The organism is Aeromicrobium tamlense (assembly GCF_013408555.1).
GTDB classification, from domain to species: Bacteria; Actinomycetota; Actinomycetes; order Propionibacteriales; family Nocardioidaceae; genus Aeromicrobium; species Aeromicrobium tamlense.
The window spans coordinates 1,753,192-1,769,255 of the sequence record NZ_JACBZN010000001.1 but is presented as its reverse complement, the minus strand read 5'-3'; the positions used below and the strand labels follow the sequence as shown (position 1 = coordinate 1,769,255).

Annotated in this window: 10 protein-coding genes; 8 read left to right on the top strand and 2 right to left on the bottom strand. The window is 73.9% G+C overall.

All coding sequences use genetic code 11. From position 1 onward, the window contains the following. Nucleotides 1-9: 9 nt before the first annotated feature. Nucleotides 10-1,197, bottom strand: coding sequence for a lipopolysaccharide biosynthesis protein (locus BJ975_RS08745; RefSeq protein ID WP_179424966.1), 1,188 nt, complete (start codon nucleotides 1,195-1,197; stop codon nucleotides 10-12). Nucleotides 1,198-1,310: 113 nt separating this feature from the next. On the opposite strand from BJ975_RS08745, the gene BJ975_RS08740 reads away from it, so the two are divergent. From BJ975_RS08740 to BJ975_RS08715, 6 genes are all read left to right on the top strand, one after another. Continuing rightward, nucleotides 1,311-5,399, top strand: a complete 4,089-nt coding sequence (locus tag BJ975_RS08740) for an alpha-(1->3)-arabinofuranosyltransferase domain-containing protein (protein WP_179424964.1) — start codon at nucleotides 1,311-1,313, stop codon at nucleotides 5,397-5,399. Continuing rightward, the gene (locus BJ975_RS08735; protein WP_179424963.1) at nucleotides 5,392-6,207 is read left to right on the top strand and encodes a glycosyltransferase family 2 protein; all 816 of its coding nucleotides are present in this window, start codon (nucleotides 5,392-5,394) and stop codon (nucleotides 6,205-6,207) included. Before BJ975_RS08740 ends, BJ975_RS08735 begins: the two co-directional genes overlap by 8 nt. A gap of 10 nt (nucleotides 6,208-6,217) precedes the next feature. Further along, on the top strand, nucleotides 6,218-7,324 hold the full coding sequence (locus tag BJ975_RS17105; protein ID WP_218845786.1) for a glycosyltransferase family 4 protein: 1,107 nt from the start codon (nucleotides 6,218-6,220) through the stop codon (nucleotides 7,322-7,324). Then, nucleotides 7,324-9,048 (top strand): hypothetical protein, encoded by a 1,725-nt coding sequence (locus BJ975_RS08725; protein WP_179424961.1) that lies wholly within the window; start codon nucleotides 7,324-7,326, stop codon nucleotides 9,046-9,048. Before BJ975_RS17105 ends, BJ975_RS08725 begins: the two co-directional genes overlap by 1 nt. 96 nt (nucleotides 9,049-9,144) lie before the next feature. After that, nucleotides 9,145-9,291: a hypothetical protein gene (locus BJ975_RS08720; protein WP_153302813.1), complete on the top strand. Its 147-nt coding sequence runs from the start codon at nucleotides 9,145-9,147 to the stop codon at nucleotides 9,289-9,291. A gap of 91 nt (nucleotides 9,292-9,382) precedes the next feature. After that, complete coding sequence (locus BJ975_RS08715; protein WP_179424959.1) at nucleotides 9,383-13,180, top strand: alpha-(1->3)-arabinofuranosyltransferase domain-containing protein; 3,798 nt, start codon at nucleotides 9,383-9,385, stop codon at nucleotides 13,178-13,180. Here the strand turns inward: BJ975_RS08715 and BJ975_RS08710 are convergent. Then, complete coding sequence (locus tag BJ975_RS08710; protein ID WP_179424957.1) at nucleotides 13,080-14,333, bottom strand: acyltransferase family protein; 1,254 nt, start codon at nucleotides 14,331-14,333, stop codon at nucleotides 13,080-13,082. The two genes, BJ975_RS08715 and BJ975_RS08710, sit on opposite strands and share 101 nt — an antisense overlap. An 18-nt stretch (nucleotides 14,334-14,351) precedes the next feature. On the opposite strand from BJ975_RS08710, the gene BJ975_RS08705 reads away from it, so the two are divergent. Together BJ975_RS08705 and BJ975_RS08700 are read left to right on the top strand one after the other, a co-directional pair. Further along, nucleotides 14,352-15,434, top strand: coding sequence for a GHMP family kinase ATP-binding protein (locus tag BJ975_RS08705; RefSeq protein WP_179424955.1), 1,083 nt, complete (start codon nucleotides 14,352-14,354; stop codon nucleotides 15,432-15,434). Next, the gene (locus tag BJ975_RS08700) at nucleotides 15,416-16,063 is read left to right on the top strand and encodes a D-sedoheptulose-7-phosphate isomerase (protein WP_179424953.1); all 648 of its coding nucleotides are present in this window, start codon (nucleotides 15,416-15,418) and stop codon (nucleotides 16,061-16,063) included. Before BJ975_RS08705 ends, BJ975_RS08700 begins: the two co-directional genes overlap by 19 nt. Nucleotide 16,064: the final 1 nt, after the last annotated feature.

The following is a 16,064-nucleotide window of genomic DNA, read 5'->3' as shown; positions in this document are numbered from 1 at the left end:
GTCGTCCCGTCAGCGCGTTCCGAGGCGGCGCGATCGGACCAGCGCCGCGGCCACGATGGCCGCGGCACCGGCCGCGCACACCCCGACCAGCTCGTACGGGGTGTCGTGGAACCACAGCACCACCAGCACGCACTGCACGCCGAGGACGAGCCACGTGAACCGGCCGAGCCAGGGGCTGTCGAGGCCCATCTCGGCGAACAGCGACACCTGCACGAGCGCCCACAGCACGCCGAGGCCGACGCACGCCACCGCGAGTCCGCCGAACTCGGCGTACTCGGCGCCGCCGGCGAGCTCGACCCAGAACGAGGGGGCGACCGCGATCACGGCGACCCCGGCCAGGCCGAGCGCCAGGATCAGCAGCAGCGACCGGCGGAACGAGCGGGCCGCTCCGGGACCTTGCATCCGGGGGACCAGCAGCAGCGCCACGAACTGGGTGCCCCAGCCCATCGCGCGGCCGAAGGTGGCTGCGAGGGCGTAGCCGCCGGACTCGTGATCGTCGAGGTAGGCGCGCGCCAGCGTGACGTCGACGTTCGTCAGCGCGATGAACGCGCCGAGCGACATCGTGGCGCGGATGAGCTCCGTGCCCAGGCTCTGGTCCTCGGCGAGCGTGAGGTCCTCGCGGCACAGCCACGCGCCGAGCACCGCCACGGCGGCCGCGACGAGCAGCAGGAGGGCGAAGACCTGGGCGACCGAGAGGCCGAGCGCCGCGCCGCCGGCTCCGGCGGCGAGCCGCCCTCCGGCGGTGGCGACGTAGATCGCCGAGAGGGCCGCCAGCCGGTCGCGCCCGAGCAGGATGCCCTGGAACGCGCCGGTGAGGGTCATCGGGACCAGCGTCAGGCCCAGCCAGATGGCCGACCACGCGGTGTCGAGCCGGAACGCGTCGGCCAGCAGGGGAGCGGCGAGGATCGTCGCACCGGCGAGGGCCGTGCCCACCATGAGGGCGGTGCGCAGGCCGCGCGAGTCCGACGACGCGCCGGCCACGTGACGGGCCACGATGACCTGCAGCGCGCCGGCGGGCACCGCCAGCACGATGCCGTAGGCGGAGAGCGCGGAGAAGCCGCCGAAGTCCGAAGGACCGAGCGCGCGCGACAGGACGAGGACGAAGACGTAGCTCAGGAGATTGGCGACGGCCATCGTGACGCCGAGTGCCGCCCCGGCGCCCGGACGCGTGCGTGACGAGGGGGACGGACGGGGCATGGCGACCTCAGGCTACCGGGCTTCGTGACTCGCCGGTAACAGATGTGTGACGCGGGCTATATTGGACGACGCTGTGCCCGCGGCCGACCGGCCGGACCTCGAGGGAGTTCTCTGTGCGCCTGTTCACCCACTACCGCTTCGTGGTGGGCTCGGCGATCGTCGCTCTGGCGCTGGTCATCGGTCTCAACGGCTGGGGCACCTTCTACACCGACATCAAGCCCGAGATCTACATCCGCCCGTGGGCGATGCTCGGCCAGTACATGTCGTCGTGGACCGCCTCGCCGTACCTGGGCTCGCCGAACTTCAACGTGGGCCTCGCGCCGGTGCTGCTCGTGCTGTCCGCGCTGCGGGGGATCGGGCTGTCGCCCGAGATGGCGTTCAAGGTCTTCCACTTCGTGCTCTGGCTCGTGGCCGCGTGGGGCGCGGCCCGCCTGACGCGGGTCGTCGCGCCGCGCGTCGGGCGCTGGGGCGGGCTGCTGGCGGCCGTGCTGTTCCTCGCGAACCCCTACACGATCAGCGCCGGTGCCACACTGGCCATCGCGCTGCCGATGGCGCTGCTGCCGTGGCAGCTGCTGTGCCTCATCCACGGCCTGCGCCGCCCGGCCAGCTGGGCCTGGCCGGCGCTGTTCGGCCTCACCTTCTTCGCGATGAGCGGCATGAACGTCGCCGTCGTGCCGCTGCTGCAGCTGCTCGCCGTGATCCCGGTCGTCCTGGCGATCCGCGCCAGCGAGGGACTGCGCTGGGTCGACGCGCTGCTGGTGCTCGCGAAGTCCGCGCTCTTCGTCGTCGTGCTGTCGCTCTACTGGCTCGTGCCGGCGTTCGCCGCGCTCACCACGGGTGCCCAGATCGTCGAGGGCTCCGAGTCGCTCACGGGCATCGCGAAGGTCTCGTCGCTCACCGAGGTGCTGCGCGGGCTCGGCCTGTGGCCGCTGTACGGCTCCAGCTCGACCGGGCCCTGGGTGCCCGAGCACGCGGTCTACGTCGTCAGTCCGCTCATCATGGTGCTGACCGCGCTGTGGCCGGCGCTCGGCCTCACGGCGCTGGCCTGGGCACGGACCCGCGCCCGGGTGCTCGTCACCGTGGCCGTGTTCGGCGCCGCGGTCGTCATGGTCGGCGTGTTCCCCACCGAGGACGGCCCGGCGTCTCCCTTCGGCCTCCTCCTGGCCCAGCTGCTCGAGATCCCGGCGCTCTCCGCGTTCCGCACGACCAACAAGATCGGCGCGGTGCTCGTCGTCGCGATGACGATCGGCCTGGTCGTGGCGGTCGTGCACCTCGCGCCGCGCGTCTGGCGCTTCCACCCCGCGCGCACCGTGGTCGTGGTCGTCACCGCCAGCGTGTTCGCCGCCTGGTGCCTGCCGGCGCTGTCGGGCCGCCTCTACATCTCGCCGATCGACGTCCCCGACTACTGGCACGAGGCCGCGGCCTCGGTGGACGAGAGCACCCGTCCCGGCTCGGTCCTCGTGCTGCCCGGACAGGTCCGGCCGTTCTACCGATGGACCGAGGAGCGTCCCGACGACATCGTCAACGCGCTCATCGACCGGCGCGCGGTCCTGCCCGAGACCACGCCGAACGCCTCGCCGCCCGGCGTGAACTTCCTCGCCGCGCTCGACGGCTCGCTGCAGTCCGGCACGTCCACGGGCGCCGTCGTCTCCACGATGGCGCGCTACCTCGGCGCCGGGCAGGTGCTGCTGCGCAACGACGTGGTGTGGGAGAACACCGGCGGCGCGCGCCCGTCCGAGATGAACCAGCTGGTCGCCGGCGATCCTGGCCTCTTCGGCCGCGAGAACATCGGCGTGCCCGGGCAGAACACGCTCTCGCCCGCGGAGGAGGACCCCTTCTTCCACGGTGAGCACCTGCTGCCGCCCGTGCAGATCTACGACGTCGGCGGAGCACGCGAGCCGCTGCGCGCCGTGCCGCTCGACGGACAGGTGATCGTCGCGGGCGACGGCTTCTCGTTCCCGGCGATGGCCGACGCGGGCCTGCTCGACGACTCGCCGCTCGTCCGGTACGCCCAGGACCTGTCGACCGACGACTTCAGCACGGCCCTCGACACGGTCGGCCGGATGGTGCTGACCGACACCAACGCGCGCCGCAGCGTGATCGCCAACCGGCTCACCGTCGGCCAGGGCCCGCTGCTGCGCGAGGACCAGGACCCGGGCGCCACCCGCACGCTCGGCACCGATCCCGAGGACCAGACCGTGCGCGTCGACTCGGTCGTCGAGGTCACCACGTCGCGCTCGGGCGGCACGTTCTTCGACCTGCCCTACGGCACGGGCGACTTCGCCGTCGACGGCGACCTCACCACCGGCTGGCGGTTCGGCGACTTCGGCACGGCCGCCGGTCAGCGCCTCGTCGCCACGTTCGACGAGCCCGTCACCCTCGACGAGGTCCCCGTGGCGCAGCTGCCCATCGGCGACGTGCAGATCGACGAGGTCACGGTGTCCGCGGGCGGTCGGAGCGACACCATCACCCTGCCCGAGAGCGGCCTGGCCACCGCGCGACTCGGCGGCGTCGAGACCGACGAGGTCACGCTCACCATCGACTCCACCCGCGGTGAGGGCTTCAACTTCGTGGGCATCGCCGAGATCGGCCTGGGCCAGCTGGCGCACGTCGCCGGCCGCACCCCGCTCACGCTCTCGAACACGTACGACGAGCTCGACGCCGACGACCGCCTGCGCTTCTCGCGCACGCCGCTCGACGTGCTGCTGACCCGTGTGCAGAACACGCCCTCCATCAACGACGACTCCGAGCGTGCGCTGAACCGCGTCGTCACCCTGCCCGACCGCCGCACCTTCGAGACGAAGGCGGACGTCCGCGTCAACGGCCCCGTCGAGGTCATGTACGACCGCGTCGAGGGTCGCGGCAAGGAGGTCGAGGCGGAGTCGAGCGGCTTCTACTTCGACAACCCCGTCTACCGCGCCTCGCGCGCCGCCGACGGCGACGCCGACACCGGCTGGGTGCCCGGCGGCAACACCCGCGGTGCCTGGTGGGAGATCCGCGGCGACGAGCGCCGGATCGAGCGCGTCGTCATCGACCAGGAGCCCGCGAGGATCCTCGACGACCAGACCCGCCACCGCGCCTCCCGCGTCACGGTCAGCGTCGACGGCCGCGACGTCGCCGAGTCCGAGATCGGCCTGGGGGAGACCACGATCGAGCTCGACGAGCCCGTCCGTGGCTCCGCCGTCCGGGTCACGATCGACGGCATCGCCGGCGACCCCTCGGGCGTCCCGCCCACGTTCCGCTCGATCGACACGGGCCTGCAGGTTCCGGAGGCCGACGAGGACGAGCAGCAGTGCCTGCCGGTCGCGCTCGCCGACGGGACCGGCCTGCTGATGCGGCCGCAGACCAGTCTGCTGGCGCGCAAGGATCAGCAGGGCACGCCGTGGGTCGGCTGCGACACCACGCGCCTCGAGGCGGGCGAGCACACGATCGACGCCAACCCCGCGTTCATCCTCGACTCGCTCCAGCTGAGCGACACCCGGGAGTCGCTCGAGCGCTTCGGCTCGCCGATCATCTCCGAGACCACCCGCGACGGTGACGCCCACCAGACGCTCGACGTCGAGGTCACGGACGGCCCCTACGCCGTCGTCACGGGCCAGAGCTACAACCCCGACTGGCGGGCCACCGCCGACGGGAAGGACCTGGGCGCCCCCGTCACGCTCGACGGCTTCTCCACGGGCTGGATCGTCGAGGACGGTGCCGCCGCCACGATCGACATCCGCTACGCCCCGCAGACGTGGGCCAACATCGCGCTCGGCGCGAGCGGCGTCGGCCTGCTCGCGGCCCTCGCGCTGATCGTCGCCGCCCTCGTGCGCCGCCGCCTGTTCGCGCTGCCCGACGGTCCGGCCGGGCCCACCGCCCTGCGCCCGCGGTGGGCCTCGGCACCCGTGCTCGCGGTGACCGGCGTCGTCGGCGCCGGACTCCTGCTGGGCTGGGGCGGCCTGGCGGGCGCGCTCGTCGCCGTCGTGCTGACGTGGCTGCGGCCGGTCGACCCGCGCCGTCTCGTGTACCTCGGGTCGGGACTGGTGTTCGCCTCGATCCTGGCGCTGCTGGTCGTTCAGGCCCGGCGCGACGGGATCGGCGAGCTGTCCGCCGACGTGATCGCGGCCAGCCTGGTGCCGCACCACCTCGCGGGCGCGGGCCTCGTGCTGGCCGTCGCCGGCAGCCTCATCCTGCTCCTGCGGAGGGACGACGATGACTGAGCCCCTGGTGTCGGTGATCGTGCCGACGCGGAACAACGCCCGCACGATCGAGCGCTGCCTGGCGTCGGTGCGCGCGCAGGACCACCCGCACGTCGAGCTGATCGTGGTGGACAACCACAGCTCCGACGGGACCGATGACATCGCGCGGGGGATCGCCGACGTGGTCATCACGGCCGGTCCCGAGCGCAGCGCCCAGCGCAACCGCGGCATCCGCGCCGCCGAGGGCGTCTGGATCCTGTGGCTCGACAGCGACATGTACCTGCCCACCGACGCGGTCAGCGCCGCCGTGCGCACGGCCGCCGTCACCGACGCCACGGGCGTCGCGCTGCCCGAGCGCACGATCGGCGACGGCTTCTGGACGGCGTGCCGCGCGCTCGAGCGCGAGTGCTACCTCGACGCGCCGTGGCTGCACAACCCGCGCCTGTTGCGCCGAGCCGACATGCTCGCCGACGGGTTCCACGAGTCGATGTCGGGCCCGGAGGACGCCGACCTGCGCTTCCGCATCCGCGATGCCGGCGGCACCGTCGAGCTCGCGCCCGTCGTGGTCGACCACGACGAGGGCCGGCTGACCCTGCGCGACATCTGGCAGAAGCGCTACTACTACGGGCTCAGCCTCCCGGCGCTGGTCGAGCGTCACGACCGCGCGATGGCCGACCAGGGCTCCGGCGTGCTGCGTGCCTACGCCCAGAGCTGGCGCCGGCTCGCCCGTCGCCCCGTCCACGCTCTCGGCATGGCCGGCATGCGCGTGATGGAGGCCGCGGGCTACCTGTGGGGCGCCCGTGCGGGTCGTCGCCGGGCGCGGGTGTGAGGATCGACGGGTGACGCGCGAACTGTTGTGGGTGTCCCTGCCCGACCAGCGGCCGCGTCGCGAGCTCTTCTACATGTCGCTCCTGGGCGACACGCACGTCACCGCCCTGGCGCGCGACGAGCCGGTGGGTGACCTGACGTGGGTGCCCAGCACCTACCGCCGCCCGATCAAGCGCTTCATCGAGGCCGGCGCGTTCGCGTGGGTCAACGAGCTTCGCGACCAGGACCCGGCCGAGTTCGACTGGGTCGCCTCGCTCGAGCTGTGCTCGCTCGTCACCGGCCAGGCGTCGCGGTGGCGACGGCGCGGCACCGGACGGCGTCCGCTCCAGGCGGTCGTGACGTGGGAGAATCTCGCGCGCCAGCCGCTCTACCGCGTGCCGCCCTACCGCCAGGCGCTCGAGTCGTGCCGCGGAGCCGAGCTGCTGCTGTGCATGGTCGACGCCGCGCGCGACCACCTGCTGGAGAACCGCTTCGACGACGCGGTCATCCGCGTCGTGAAGCCGGGCGTGGACACCGAGATCTTCACGCCGGCCCACGACATCGCCGACCGCCCGCGGGTGGCGTTCGTCAGCCCGTTGGCCGAGAACAAGGGGATCGACCGCATCCTCGAGGCCATGCGCCTCGTGCGCCGCGAGATCCCCGAGGCCGAGCTCGTCGTCGCGGGCCGCGGGCCGCTCGAGGGCCTCGTGCGGGCCGCGGCGGACGACCCCCACGGCGGCGTCACGCTGGCGGGCGGCCTCGACGCCGGCGGCGTCGGCGACCTGCTGCGCAGCGCCGCGGTCTTCACCACGGCGCCGCGGCCCACGTGGAAGTGGGAGGAGCAGTTCGGCCTCGCCTACGTCGAGGCCCAGGCGTGCGGTCTCCCCGTGGTCACGACGCGCTGCGGCAGCAACCACGAGGCGATCGCACCGGGCAATGACCTGCTCGACGTCGAGGGGTCCGACCAGGTCGAGGCCCTCGCGGCGTCGTTGGTCGGCTGGCTGTCCGACGCCGAGCGTCGCCGCCGGCAGGGCGAGGCCAACCGCGCGTGGGTCGTCGAGCACCACGACCTGCTGACGCAGTGCCGTCGCATGGGCGAGGCGTTCGCCGAGATGGAACGTCTGCACGGGGCGCGTTGATGAGGCGCGCGACCACGCCCACCGCCGTCGGCGGTCTGGTCGGCCTGCTGGCCGCCGTGGTGATCCTCGGCCCCACGCTGGCGCCGGGCTTCCAGCTCGGCTACGACATGGTGTTCGTCCCCGACCTCGGGTTCGGGGAGCGCACCCTCGGCGTCGACGGAGCCGTGCCGCGCGCCGTCCCGAACGACCTCGTCGTGGCCGTCCTGTCCACCGTCCTGCCCGGCTGGCTGGTCCAGAAGCTGCTGCTCGTCACGGTGTTCGTGGCGGCCGGCGCGGGTGCGGGTGCGCTGCTGCCGGGGCGCCGCGCCGCGGTGGCCGGTGCGCTCGTCGCCTGCTGGAACCCGTGGATCGCCGAGCGGCTCGCGATCGGCCACTGGGGCTACCTGCTCGGCTACGCCGCGCTGTTCTGGGTCGTCCGCACGGCGGGTCGCGTCCGCCGGGGCGAGTCCGCCGGGGGGTCGCTCGGCGTGGTGCTGGCGCTGGCCGGGCTCTCCGGCTCCACCGGCGCCGTGCTCGCCGTCGTCATGGCCACCGCCGTGCTGCTCGCCGGGTCGCGGTGGCCGCGGGCCTGGCGGGCGTGGGGCTGGGCGATGCTCGTCTCGGTGCTGGTCGCGGCCTCGTGGTGGTTCCCGTTCCTGCGCTCCGACGCCTCCTCGTCGGCGGACTCTGCGGGCGTCGAGGCCTTCGCCGCCCGCGGCGACACCCCCTGGGGCATGGTCGGCTCGGTGCTGACCGGGGGTGGCATCTGGAACGAGGCCAGCTGGTTCGCCGAGCGGCAGAGCCTGCTGCTGTCGGGGGTCGCGCTGGTCGGCGTCCTCGCGGCAGTCGTGATCGCGTGGTCCGACGCGCGGGTCCGGTCGCGCCCCGAATATCTCGGCGCCGCCGTCGCCGGCCTTCTCGGCCTGGTCGCGGGCATCGCGGCCGGCCTGCCCGGAGGCCGTGAGCTCGTCTCCTTCCTCGTCCTGCAGGTCCCCGGTGGCGGACTCGTCCGCGACGGGCAGAAGTTCGCCGCACTGTGGATGGTCGAGGTGTCGCTGGCGGTGGGCCTGTGCGCCGCCCGTCTCGCCGCCACGGCGTCCCGGCGCGGTGCCGGACGCTGGATCGCCGGGGGACTGGCCGCCGCCACCGGCCTCGTCACCGTCGTCACGCTGCCGGGGCTCGCCTGGGGCGCCGGCGGCCGCTGGGGCTCGGTCGACTACCCCGTGGACTTCACGTTCGTCGCCGAGCGGCTCGAGCGGGCCGAGCCCGGAGCCGTCGCCGTGCTGCCGTGGACGCAGTACCGCCGGTACGGATGGAACGACGACCGCGTCCTGCTCGACCCGTGGCCGCGCCTGCTCCAGCGCGACGTCCGGGTCAACGACGCGCTGCCGCTGCGCGACGGCGTCGTGGCGGGGGAGGACCCCCGCGCGGCGGACGTCACACGCGCCCTCGGCGCACCGGGCGGCGACGTCCTCGCGGCACTGCGCGCCGTCGGCGTGCGCCACGTGCTCATCCAGCCCGACCAGCCCGGACCCACCCTCACGGCCCTGCAGCTGGCCGACGCCGACCTGCGCGTCCGCACGGAGTCCCTCGAGTGGTGGGACCTCGGCGACGAGGGGCTCGCCCCCGTGCCGGAGGCCGAGCCGATCGACCACCTCGGTCTCGCGCTGGGCGGCCTCGGCCTGCTCCTGGCCGCGGGCGGAGCCGCCCGTGCGGTCGTCCGGAGGCCGCGCGAGCACTCCTGAGGCGCCGTATCACGCGTGTGTCGTCTGCGGGACAAGCCGCCGGCGGGCTGCTAGGGTTACCGATAAGTATTCCTCGACTACGGAAAACAGGGGCACATGAGCGAGAACGCGGTCTGGACCATCGGCGGCAGCGCTGCCGGGATCATCCTTGGAATTCTCGCGGTCCTCGGCATCGTCGCGAGCCAGACCGCGGTCAAGCAGGATCAGACGCACTCGTCCGTCATCGCGTACGACGAGTCCTGATCGAACCGGGGTGACACACCCCACCATCGACGAACCCTCCGCGACGCCCGACGTCGCGCAACGGGTCAGAATCGCCGCCAGCACCTTGCTGGTGGCGATTCTTCCGTGGGTCGTCGCACCCGGGCGCACGCAGCCCGACACCAAGCTCGACCTCACGGTCGCCCCGTGGGACTACCTCGCGCGGGCGCTGTACGCGTGGAACTCGCACGCCGGCCTCGGTGAGCTGCAGAACCAGGCCTACGGCTACCTCTTCCCCCTCGGCCCGTTCATGGGTCTGGCCGACGCGATCGGCCTTCCCGGCTGGGCCGCCCAGCGCCTCTGGTGGAGCCTGATCCTGGTCGTCGGCTTCACCGGCACCTACCTCGTCGCCCGCCGCCTGCTTCGCCTGCGGCCCGACCTCGCCCTGCTCGCCGGCGCCCTCTACGCGATCGCCCCGCGCGTGGTCACCGTCCTGCCCGAGATCTCGGTCGAGGCCTGGCCGGGCGCCGTCGCGCCGTGGCTCGTGCTGAGCGCGTGGACGATGGTCAGGCCCTCCACCGACCGTGCTGCCCTGGTCCGGGCCGCCGCGATCACGGGACTGCTCACCTTCGCCCTCGGTGGCGTCAACGCCACCGCGTCCGCCGTCGTGCTGCTCCTGCCGCTGCTGGTGCTGCTCACCGCCCCGAGGGCCGCTCGGCGCGGGCGAGCCGTCCTCGCGTGGTCCGCCGGGGTGCTCGTCGGCGCCGCGTGGTGGGTCGTGCCCTTGCTCGTGCTCGGCCGCTACGGCTACCCGTTCCTGGACTACATCGAGACCGCCCGGATCACCACGGCCGTGACCTCGGTGCCCCACGTGCTGCGCGGCGCCGACCACTGGATCGCCTACATCCTCGACGCGGAGTCCCACCCCGTGTGGCAGTCCGGCTGGGTCCAGGCGCAGGGACTCGTGGCGATCGTCGCGGGCATGGTCGTCGCCGGCGCCGGAGTCGCGGGACTCGTCGTCCTCGGTCGCGACCGCGAGCGCCGCGACGTCTCGCGGTTCCTCGTCGGCTCGGCCCTGCTCGGCACCGTGCTCATGGCGGTGGGACACGCCGGGATCGTCGGATCGCCGGTGTCCGGGCTCGTCCGCGACTTCCTCGACGGGCCGGGCGCAGCGCTGCGCAACGTGCACAAGGCCGACCCGCTGGTCCGGCTGCCGCTCGCCCTCGGCGCGGCGGTGCTGGTCGCGCACGGCCTCGGTCGCGTGCGACGGCTGCCGCGGGCGGCCACCGTGGTGGTGCTCGTGGCGGCCCTGCTGTCGCCCATGGCCTGGTGGTCGGGCCGCGGTGGGGACGCCAACAGCTACGACGAGATCCCGGCGACGTGGCGCGAGGCCGCGGCCGACCTCGACGCCCTGCACGCGCAGGACGGTGGCTCCACGCTCGTGCTGCCCGCCGCGCGCACGGCGGAGTTCACGTGGGGCAAGACCTCGGACGAGCCACTCGTCGCGCTGGCCGAGTCGCCGATCGTCACGCGACCCGCCGCGCCGCTGGGACACCCGGGCGCGACCCGGCTGCTCGACCGGATCGACGCGGCGGCCGCGTCGGGCGTGGCCCAGCCCGGACTCGCGGACCTGCTCGAGCGGATGGGCGTGGCGCGCGTCGTCGTCCGGCACGGGGTGCTGTCACTCGTGCAGGCGTTGCCGGCCGACCGGGTCGAGCGCACGCTCGCCCGCTCCCCGGGATTCGCCGAGCACCAGCGCTTCGGGGACCTCTCGGTGTGGACGGTCGGCTCCGGCCCCACTCCGGTCGTCGAGTCGATGCCGGCCGACGGCGAGGTCGTCGTCGCCGGGGGTCCCGAGGCGCTGCACGACCTCACCGCGATCGGCCTGTCGCCGTGGGCGTGGACCTCGGTCTCGCCGGCGGCCGAGGACGCCGACGTGGTCACCGACACGCCCCGCTGGCGGCAGTTCAACAGTGGCCGCCCCGCCCAGCTCGCCTTCGGGCCGACCCTCGACGTCGACGACGACGGCCCCGTCCCGATCGGGTCGCGCGACCTCCCGCCCGCGGGCGACCGCACCACCCAGCCCGTGCGCGAGTGGCTCGGTCTGGCCTCGGTCGAGGCGTCCAGCTCGGGCGCCGACCCGTTCGCCGCCACGTGGTCGGGCACGGCCTCCGGACCCGCGGCCGCCCTCGACGGTGATCCGGGCACCGCGTGGCTGACCGACGAGACCACCGAAGGACGTCTGGCGCTCACGCTCGACGAGTCCTCGCCGCTGGGGGAGGTCACGGTGGCGCCTGCCGAGACCACGCCCGCCACGGACCCCCTCACGCTGCGAGCGGTGCGCGCCGACGGCAGCTCGCGCGCCGAGGACGTCGACGCCGGCTCGGACTGGACCGCCGACTTCGGCGCCGAGGAGTTCACCCGACTCGAGGTCCTCCTGCCCGAGGCGCCGCGACCCGTGGTGCGGGGCATCGCCGAGGTCACCAGCGCGGAGCACGAGTGGGGCTCGCGCCTGCTCCTGCCCGGCGAGATCGATCCGCGTCGCACCGGCGTCCTGCTGAGCCCGCTGGAGGAGGACGCCGCGGCGCCGCGCTGGGCCTTCCGGTCATCCGCCGAGGCGCGCGTGCCGGTCGAGGTCACCGCCCGCGCCCGCCCGGGGTCCCAGCTGGAGTCGCTGCTCGACGCCCCGGCGACGTTCGCCTCCGAGGACCGTGCCGACCCCGACGACATCGCCTCGCGACCCGGCGCGGCGTTCGACCGCGACCCGACCACGTCGTGGCAGGTCCCGGACGGGCGCGACGCCGCCACCGTCGAGGTCACGCTGCCCGAGGAGACCCCGCTCGGTCGGATCACCACGGACGGGGTGGGCATCGCGTCGATCCGCGCCACGGTCGGCGGACGCGTGACCGTGCTGCCTCCGACGGGTGGCGTCGTGGAGGGCAGGGGCGACCGCGTCACCCTCACCGTCGTGCGCACGCCGGGGGAGGGCGCCTGGGCCGTGCCCGACCTCGACTTCGAGGCGATCGGCGAGCCCGCCCCCGTCCGCGTGCCGTGCTCGGCCGTGACGGTCGGCGGCTCGACCGTCCGTGTCGGCGGCGAGATCGCCCGCTCGCGCCTGGTGAGCGGCGACCCGCTCACCCTCCCGGCGTGCGGGGAGGACGAGGTCTCGGTCGGTCGCGGCGTCGTCGAGGTCCGTCCCGAGCTGCCGCCGGCGCTCCAGGTCGAGAGGATCCTGCTCGGCACGGTCGACTCCGCGGCGGGGGTGGGACGTCCGGTGCGCGCGGAGGAGCAGAGTCCGGGACGCATCGTCGCCTCGCTGAGCGGGGGAGACGACGCCGTCATCGCCCTGACCCAGGGGGCGAACGCGGGATGGCGCGCCACCACGGCCGACGGCGACGAGCTCGAGCCCGTGACGATCGACGGCTGGCGGCAGGGCTTCCGCGTCCCCGCGGCCGTCTCCGGCGACGTGGTGATCGACTTCGCCCCGTCCACGGCGCACCGCTGGGGTCTGGCCACCGCGCCCGTGGCGCTCCTGCTGCTGCTCGGGGCACTCGTCGCGACGCGGCGCCGACGGCTGCCCGACGACACCTGGCCGGCGCCCGCGGACGAGCCCGATCGCCGGCTCGGCTGGGCGGTCTCCGGGGTCGTCGGTCTGCTCTGCGGCGGACCCGCGGGGCTGGCCCTCGTGGTGGTCGCGTGGCTGCTGCCGCGCCGGTTCGTCGTGCCGGCCGCGATCGTCTCGATGGGGCTCGGCGCCGTGGCCATGGCCGCTCTCGGCGTCGTCGACCGGACCTCGGCCGGCACCGTGCTGGGTCAGCTGACGGGTCTGCTCACGCTCGCGCTGCTCGGTCGCGGGCTGTTCGATCCCGGGCCAGCGTCAGGATCGGCCGCTCGACCAGCATCCACGACAGCGACGCCAGCGCCACGCTGAAGCCGACCACCGCGTAGAGCACCCACCAGAATCCGGTGGCGAAGAGGGTGGCGCCGGTGACCTCGAACAGCACCTGCAGCACGACCAGGTGCCACAGGAACACGCCGTAGGAGATGTCGCCGAGCCAGCGCGTGACGCCCCAGCGGGCGACCTGGGCGGCGGGGGTGCCGGGGCGGGGCTCCTGCACGCACGCCGCCAGCAGCAGGAACGCGAACAGCGCGTAGAGCGCCTCCTTGACCACGGCCTGACCGACGGTCGGGGCAGCCAGGTCGCGCGGACCGGCGATCGGCGAGGACGCCAGCACGTAGGTGACGACGGCGAGCAGGACGAGCGTGGGCCGCGACCTCCAGACGGCGAGCACGCCGGGGCGCGTGGCGAGGGGGCCGACCCCGCGGCGGTGGCCCTCGGCCAGCAGCGCCACGACGGTGCCCGCCCCGAACCACGCCAGGTGGCCGAGCACGCTGGTCGCCAGCACCCCCGCGCCGCCGTCGGAGCCCGCGCGCGTCCACGCGGCGGCCGCGGCCTGCGCGACGAGGCCGACCCCGCCGACCGCCAGGGTGAGGCCGACGAGCGTGCCCACGCCGCGCGAGCCGCGCCGCCAGAGCCCGCGGGTGAGCACCGCCCCGAGCAGCGGCACGAGGACGTAGAACGTCACCTCGGTCGTGAGGCTCCAGGTCTGCGTGAAGGACTGGTAGTACTCGCGCGTGTACCCCTGCAGCACCAGCAGGTGCGCGGCGACCTTCCCGGCGCCGCCGCTGCCGGACCCGACGACCCACACGGCTGCGGCCAGCACGCCGGCGAGGGCCAGCCAGTAGGCCGGCAGGATGCGCGCGGCGCGGCGCACGGCGTACCGCCAGAGCGAGCCCGGCTCGCTCGCCACGCCGTCGAGCCCCCGTGCGATGGCGGGCCGCAGCAGCAGGAACGCGGAGATCGCGAAGAACACCGCGACGCCCGCGTCGCCGCGTGCGACGAGCCCTCCGACGAGGTCGATGTTCGCCGCTCCGGTCCAGAACGCGACGTGCGAGACCAGCACGAGACCCGCCGCGACGGCACGCAGGCCGTCGACGAGACGCAGGTGACCCATGGGCCCTCCGGGATGGTCGTACATCAGGTAGGTTGACGTCGCACTGCGCCCGGCAGTGCGACGCGTCACGTCTGGAGGCTAGTACGGATGACACAGCAGTCCCACCAGGTGTCAGCCGATCCCGCCGCGGTCGACGTCCGCCGCCCGGTGCTGCGTGCCCGTGCTCCGCTGCGCATCTCGTTCGCCGGTGGCGGCACCGACGTGGCGCCGTTCCCCGAGCGTGAGGGCGGCGCGGTCCTGTCGGCCACGATCTCGGCCTACTCCTACTGCACCTTGCGCCCGCGCACCGACGGACAGGTCACCATCAAGTCGCTCGACTACGGCTACTCGGTGGGCTTCAACGTCGACGACGACCTCGAGCTCGACGGCCAGCTCGACCTGCCCAAGGCCACGATCGCGCGGCTGCGCCAGTACCCCGGCGCCGTCCAGGCCACGGGCTTCGACCTCTTCATCCACACGAACGCCCCGCCCGGGTCCGGCCTGGGCTCCTCGAGCGCGGTGATGGTCGCCGTGATCGGCGTCGTCGCCCAGCACCTCGGCGTCGACCTCACCGAGTACGAGGTGGCCGAGCTGGCCTACCGGCTCGAGCGCGAGGACCTGCAGATCCCCGGCGGTGCCCAGGACCAGTACGCCGCGGCGTTCGGCGGCTTCAACTACATCGAGTTCACCGACAAGGTCGTCGTCAACCCGCTGCGCATCCGCGACTCGACGATCCACGAGCTCGAGCACAACATGCTGCTGGCCTACACCGGCAACACCCGCGTCAGCGACCACATCATCGACGACCAGGTGTCGCGGTACGAGCGCGGCGAGGAGGAGGCCCTCGAGGGCCTGCGCGCCCAGAAGGTGCTCGCCGAGGAGATGAAGCTGGCGCTGGTGCGCGGCGAGGTCGACACGCTGGGCCGTCTGCTGGGTCGCGCATGGGACGAGAAGCGCAAGATGTCCGACCGCATCGCCACGCCGCTCATCGACCAGGCGATCGAGAAGGCCCTCACGCTCGGTGCGCTCGGCGGCAAGGTCACCGGCGCCGGCGGCGGAGGCCACCTGGTCTTCATCTGTGAGTTCGAGCGGCGCCACGTCGTGGCGGAGGAGCTGACCCGCATGGGGCTGGCGGTCTCGGAGTTCACGTTCTCGAGGGAAGGACTGGTCACGTGGAGGGGACAGAGTTGACGATCGAGCACCAGCTGCACCGCGTCTCGGACGACGCGGTCGCGCAGGTCGTCGCGCAGCGCCAGACGCTGGGCATCGACGCCTGGGCCACCTTGGCGCGCGCCCTCGAGGAGCCCGCGCTCGTCGAGGCCGTCGACGCCGCGGGCCGGGCCGTCGTCGAGACGCTCCGGGCCGGCGGCACGATCCTGGTGGCCGGCAACGGCGGCAGCGCCGCGATCGCCAGCCACGTCGCGGCCGAGTTCGTCGGCAAGTGCATCCTCGATCGCGCGCCGCTGCCCGCGGTGTGCCTCGCGGACTCGCTCACCTCGATCACGGCCGTCGGCAACGACTACGGCTTCGACGACGTGTTCGTGCGGGGCGTCCAGTCCATGGGTCGTCCGGGCGACCTGCTGATCGCGATGTCCACGAGCGGGCGCAGCGAGAGCATCCTGCGCGCGCTCGACGCGGCCCGCGAGCGCGGCATCGCCACCGTCGCGCTGACCGGTGAGGGTGGTGGCGACCTGCCGGGCCGCGCCGACCACGTGCTGCACGTGCCCTCGGACTTCACGCCGCGCATCCAGGAGGTCCACATGCTGTGGGCGCACGCCTGGTGCGAGGCGGTCGACGTGCTGTCGCAGCCGACGTCCTGAC

Coding starts and splice junctions, on each gene's coding strand:
- BJ975_RS08745 (WP_179424966.1), bottom strand. CDS start 1,197: ATGCCCCGTCCGTCCCCCTCGTCACGCACGCGTCCGGGCGCCGGGGCG.
- BJ975_RS08735 (WP_179424963.1), top strand. CDS start 5,392: ATGACTGAGCCCCTGGTGTCGGTGATCGTGCCGACGCGGAACAACGCC.
- BJ975_RS08725 (WP_179424961.1), top strand. CDS start 7,324: ATGAGGCGCGCGACCACGCCCACCGCCGTCGGCGGTCTGGTCGGCCTG.
- BJ975_RS08720 (WP_153302813.1), top strand. CDS start 9,145: ATGAGCGAGAACGCGGTCTGGACCATCGGCGGCAGCGCTGCCGGGATC.
- BJ975_RS08705 (WP_179424955.1), top strand. CDS start 14,352: ATGACACAGCAGTCCCACCAGGTGTCAGCCGATCCCGCCGCGGTCGAC.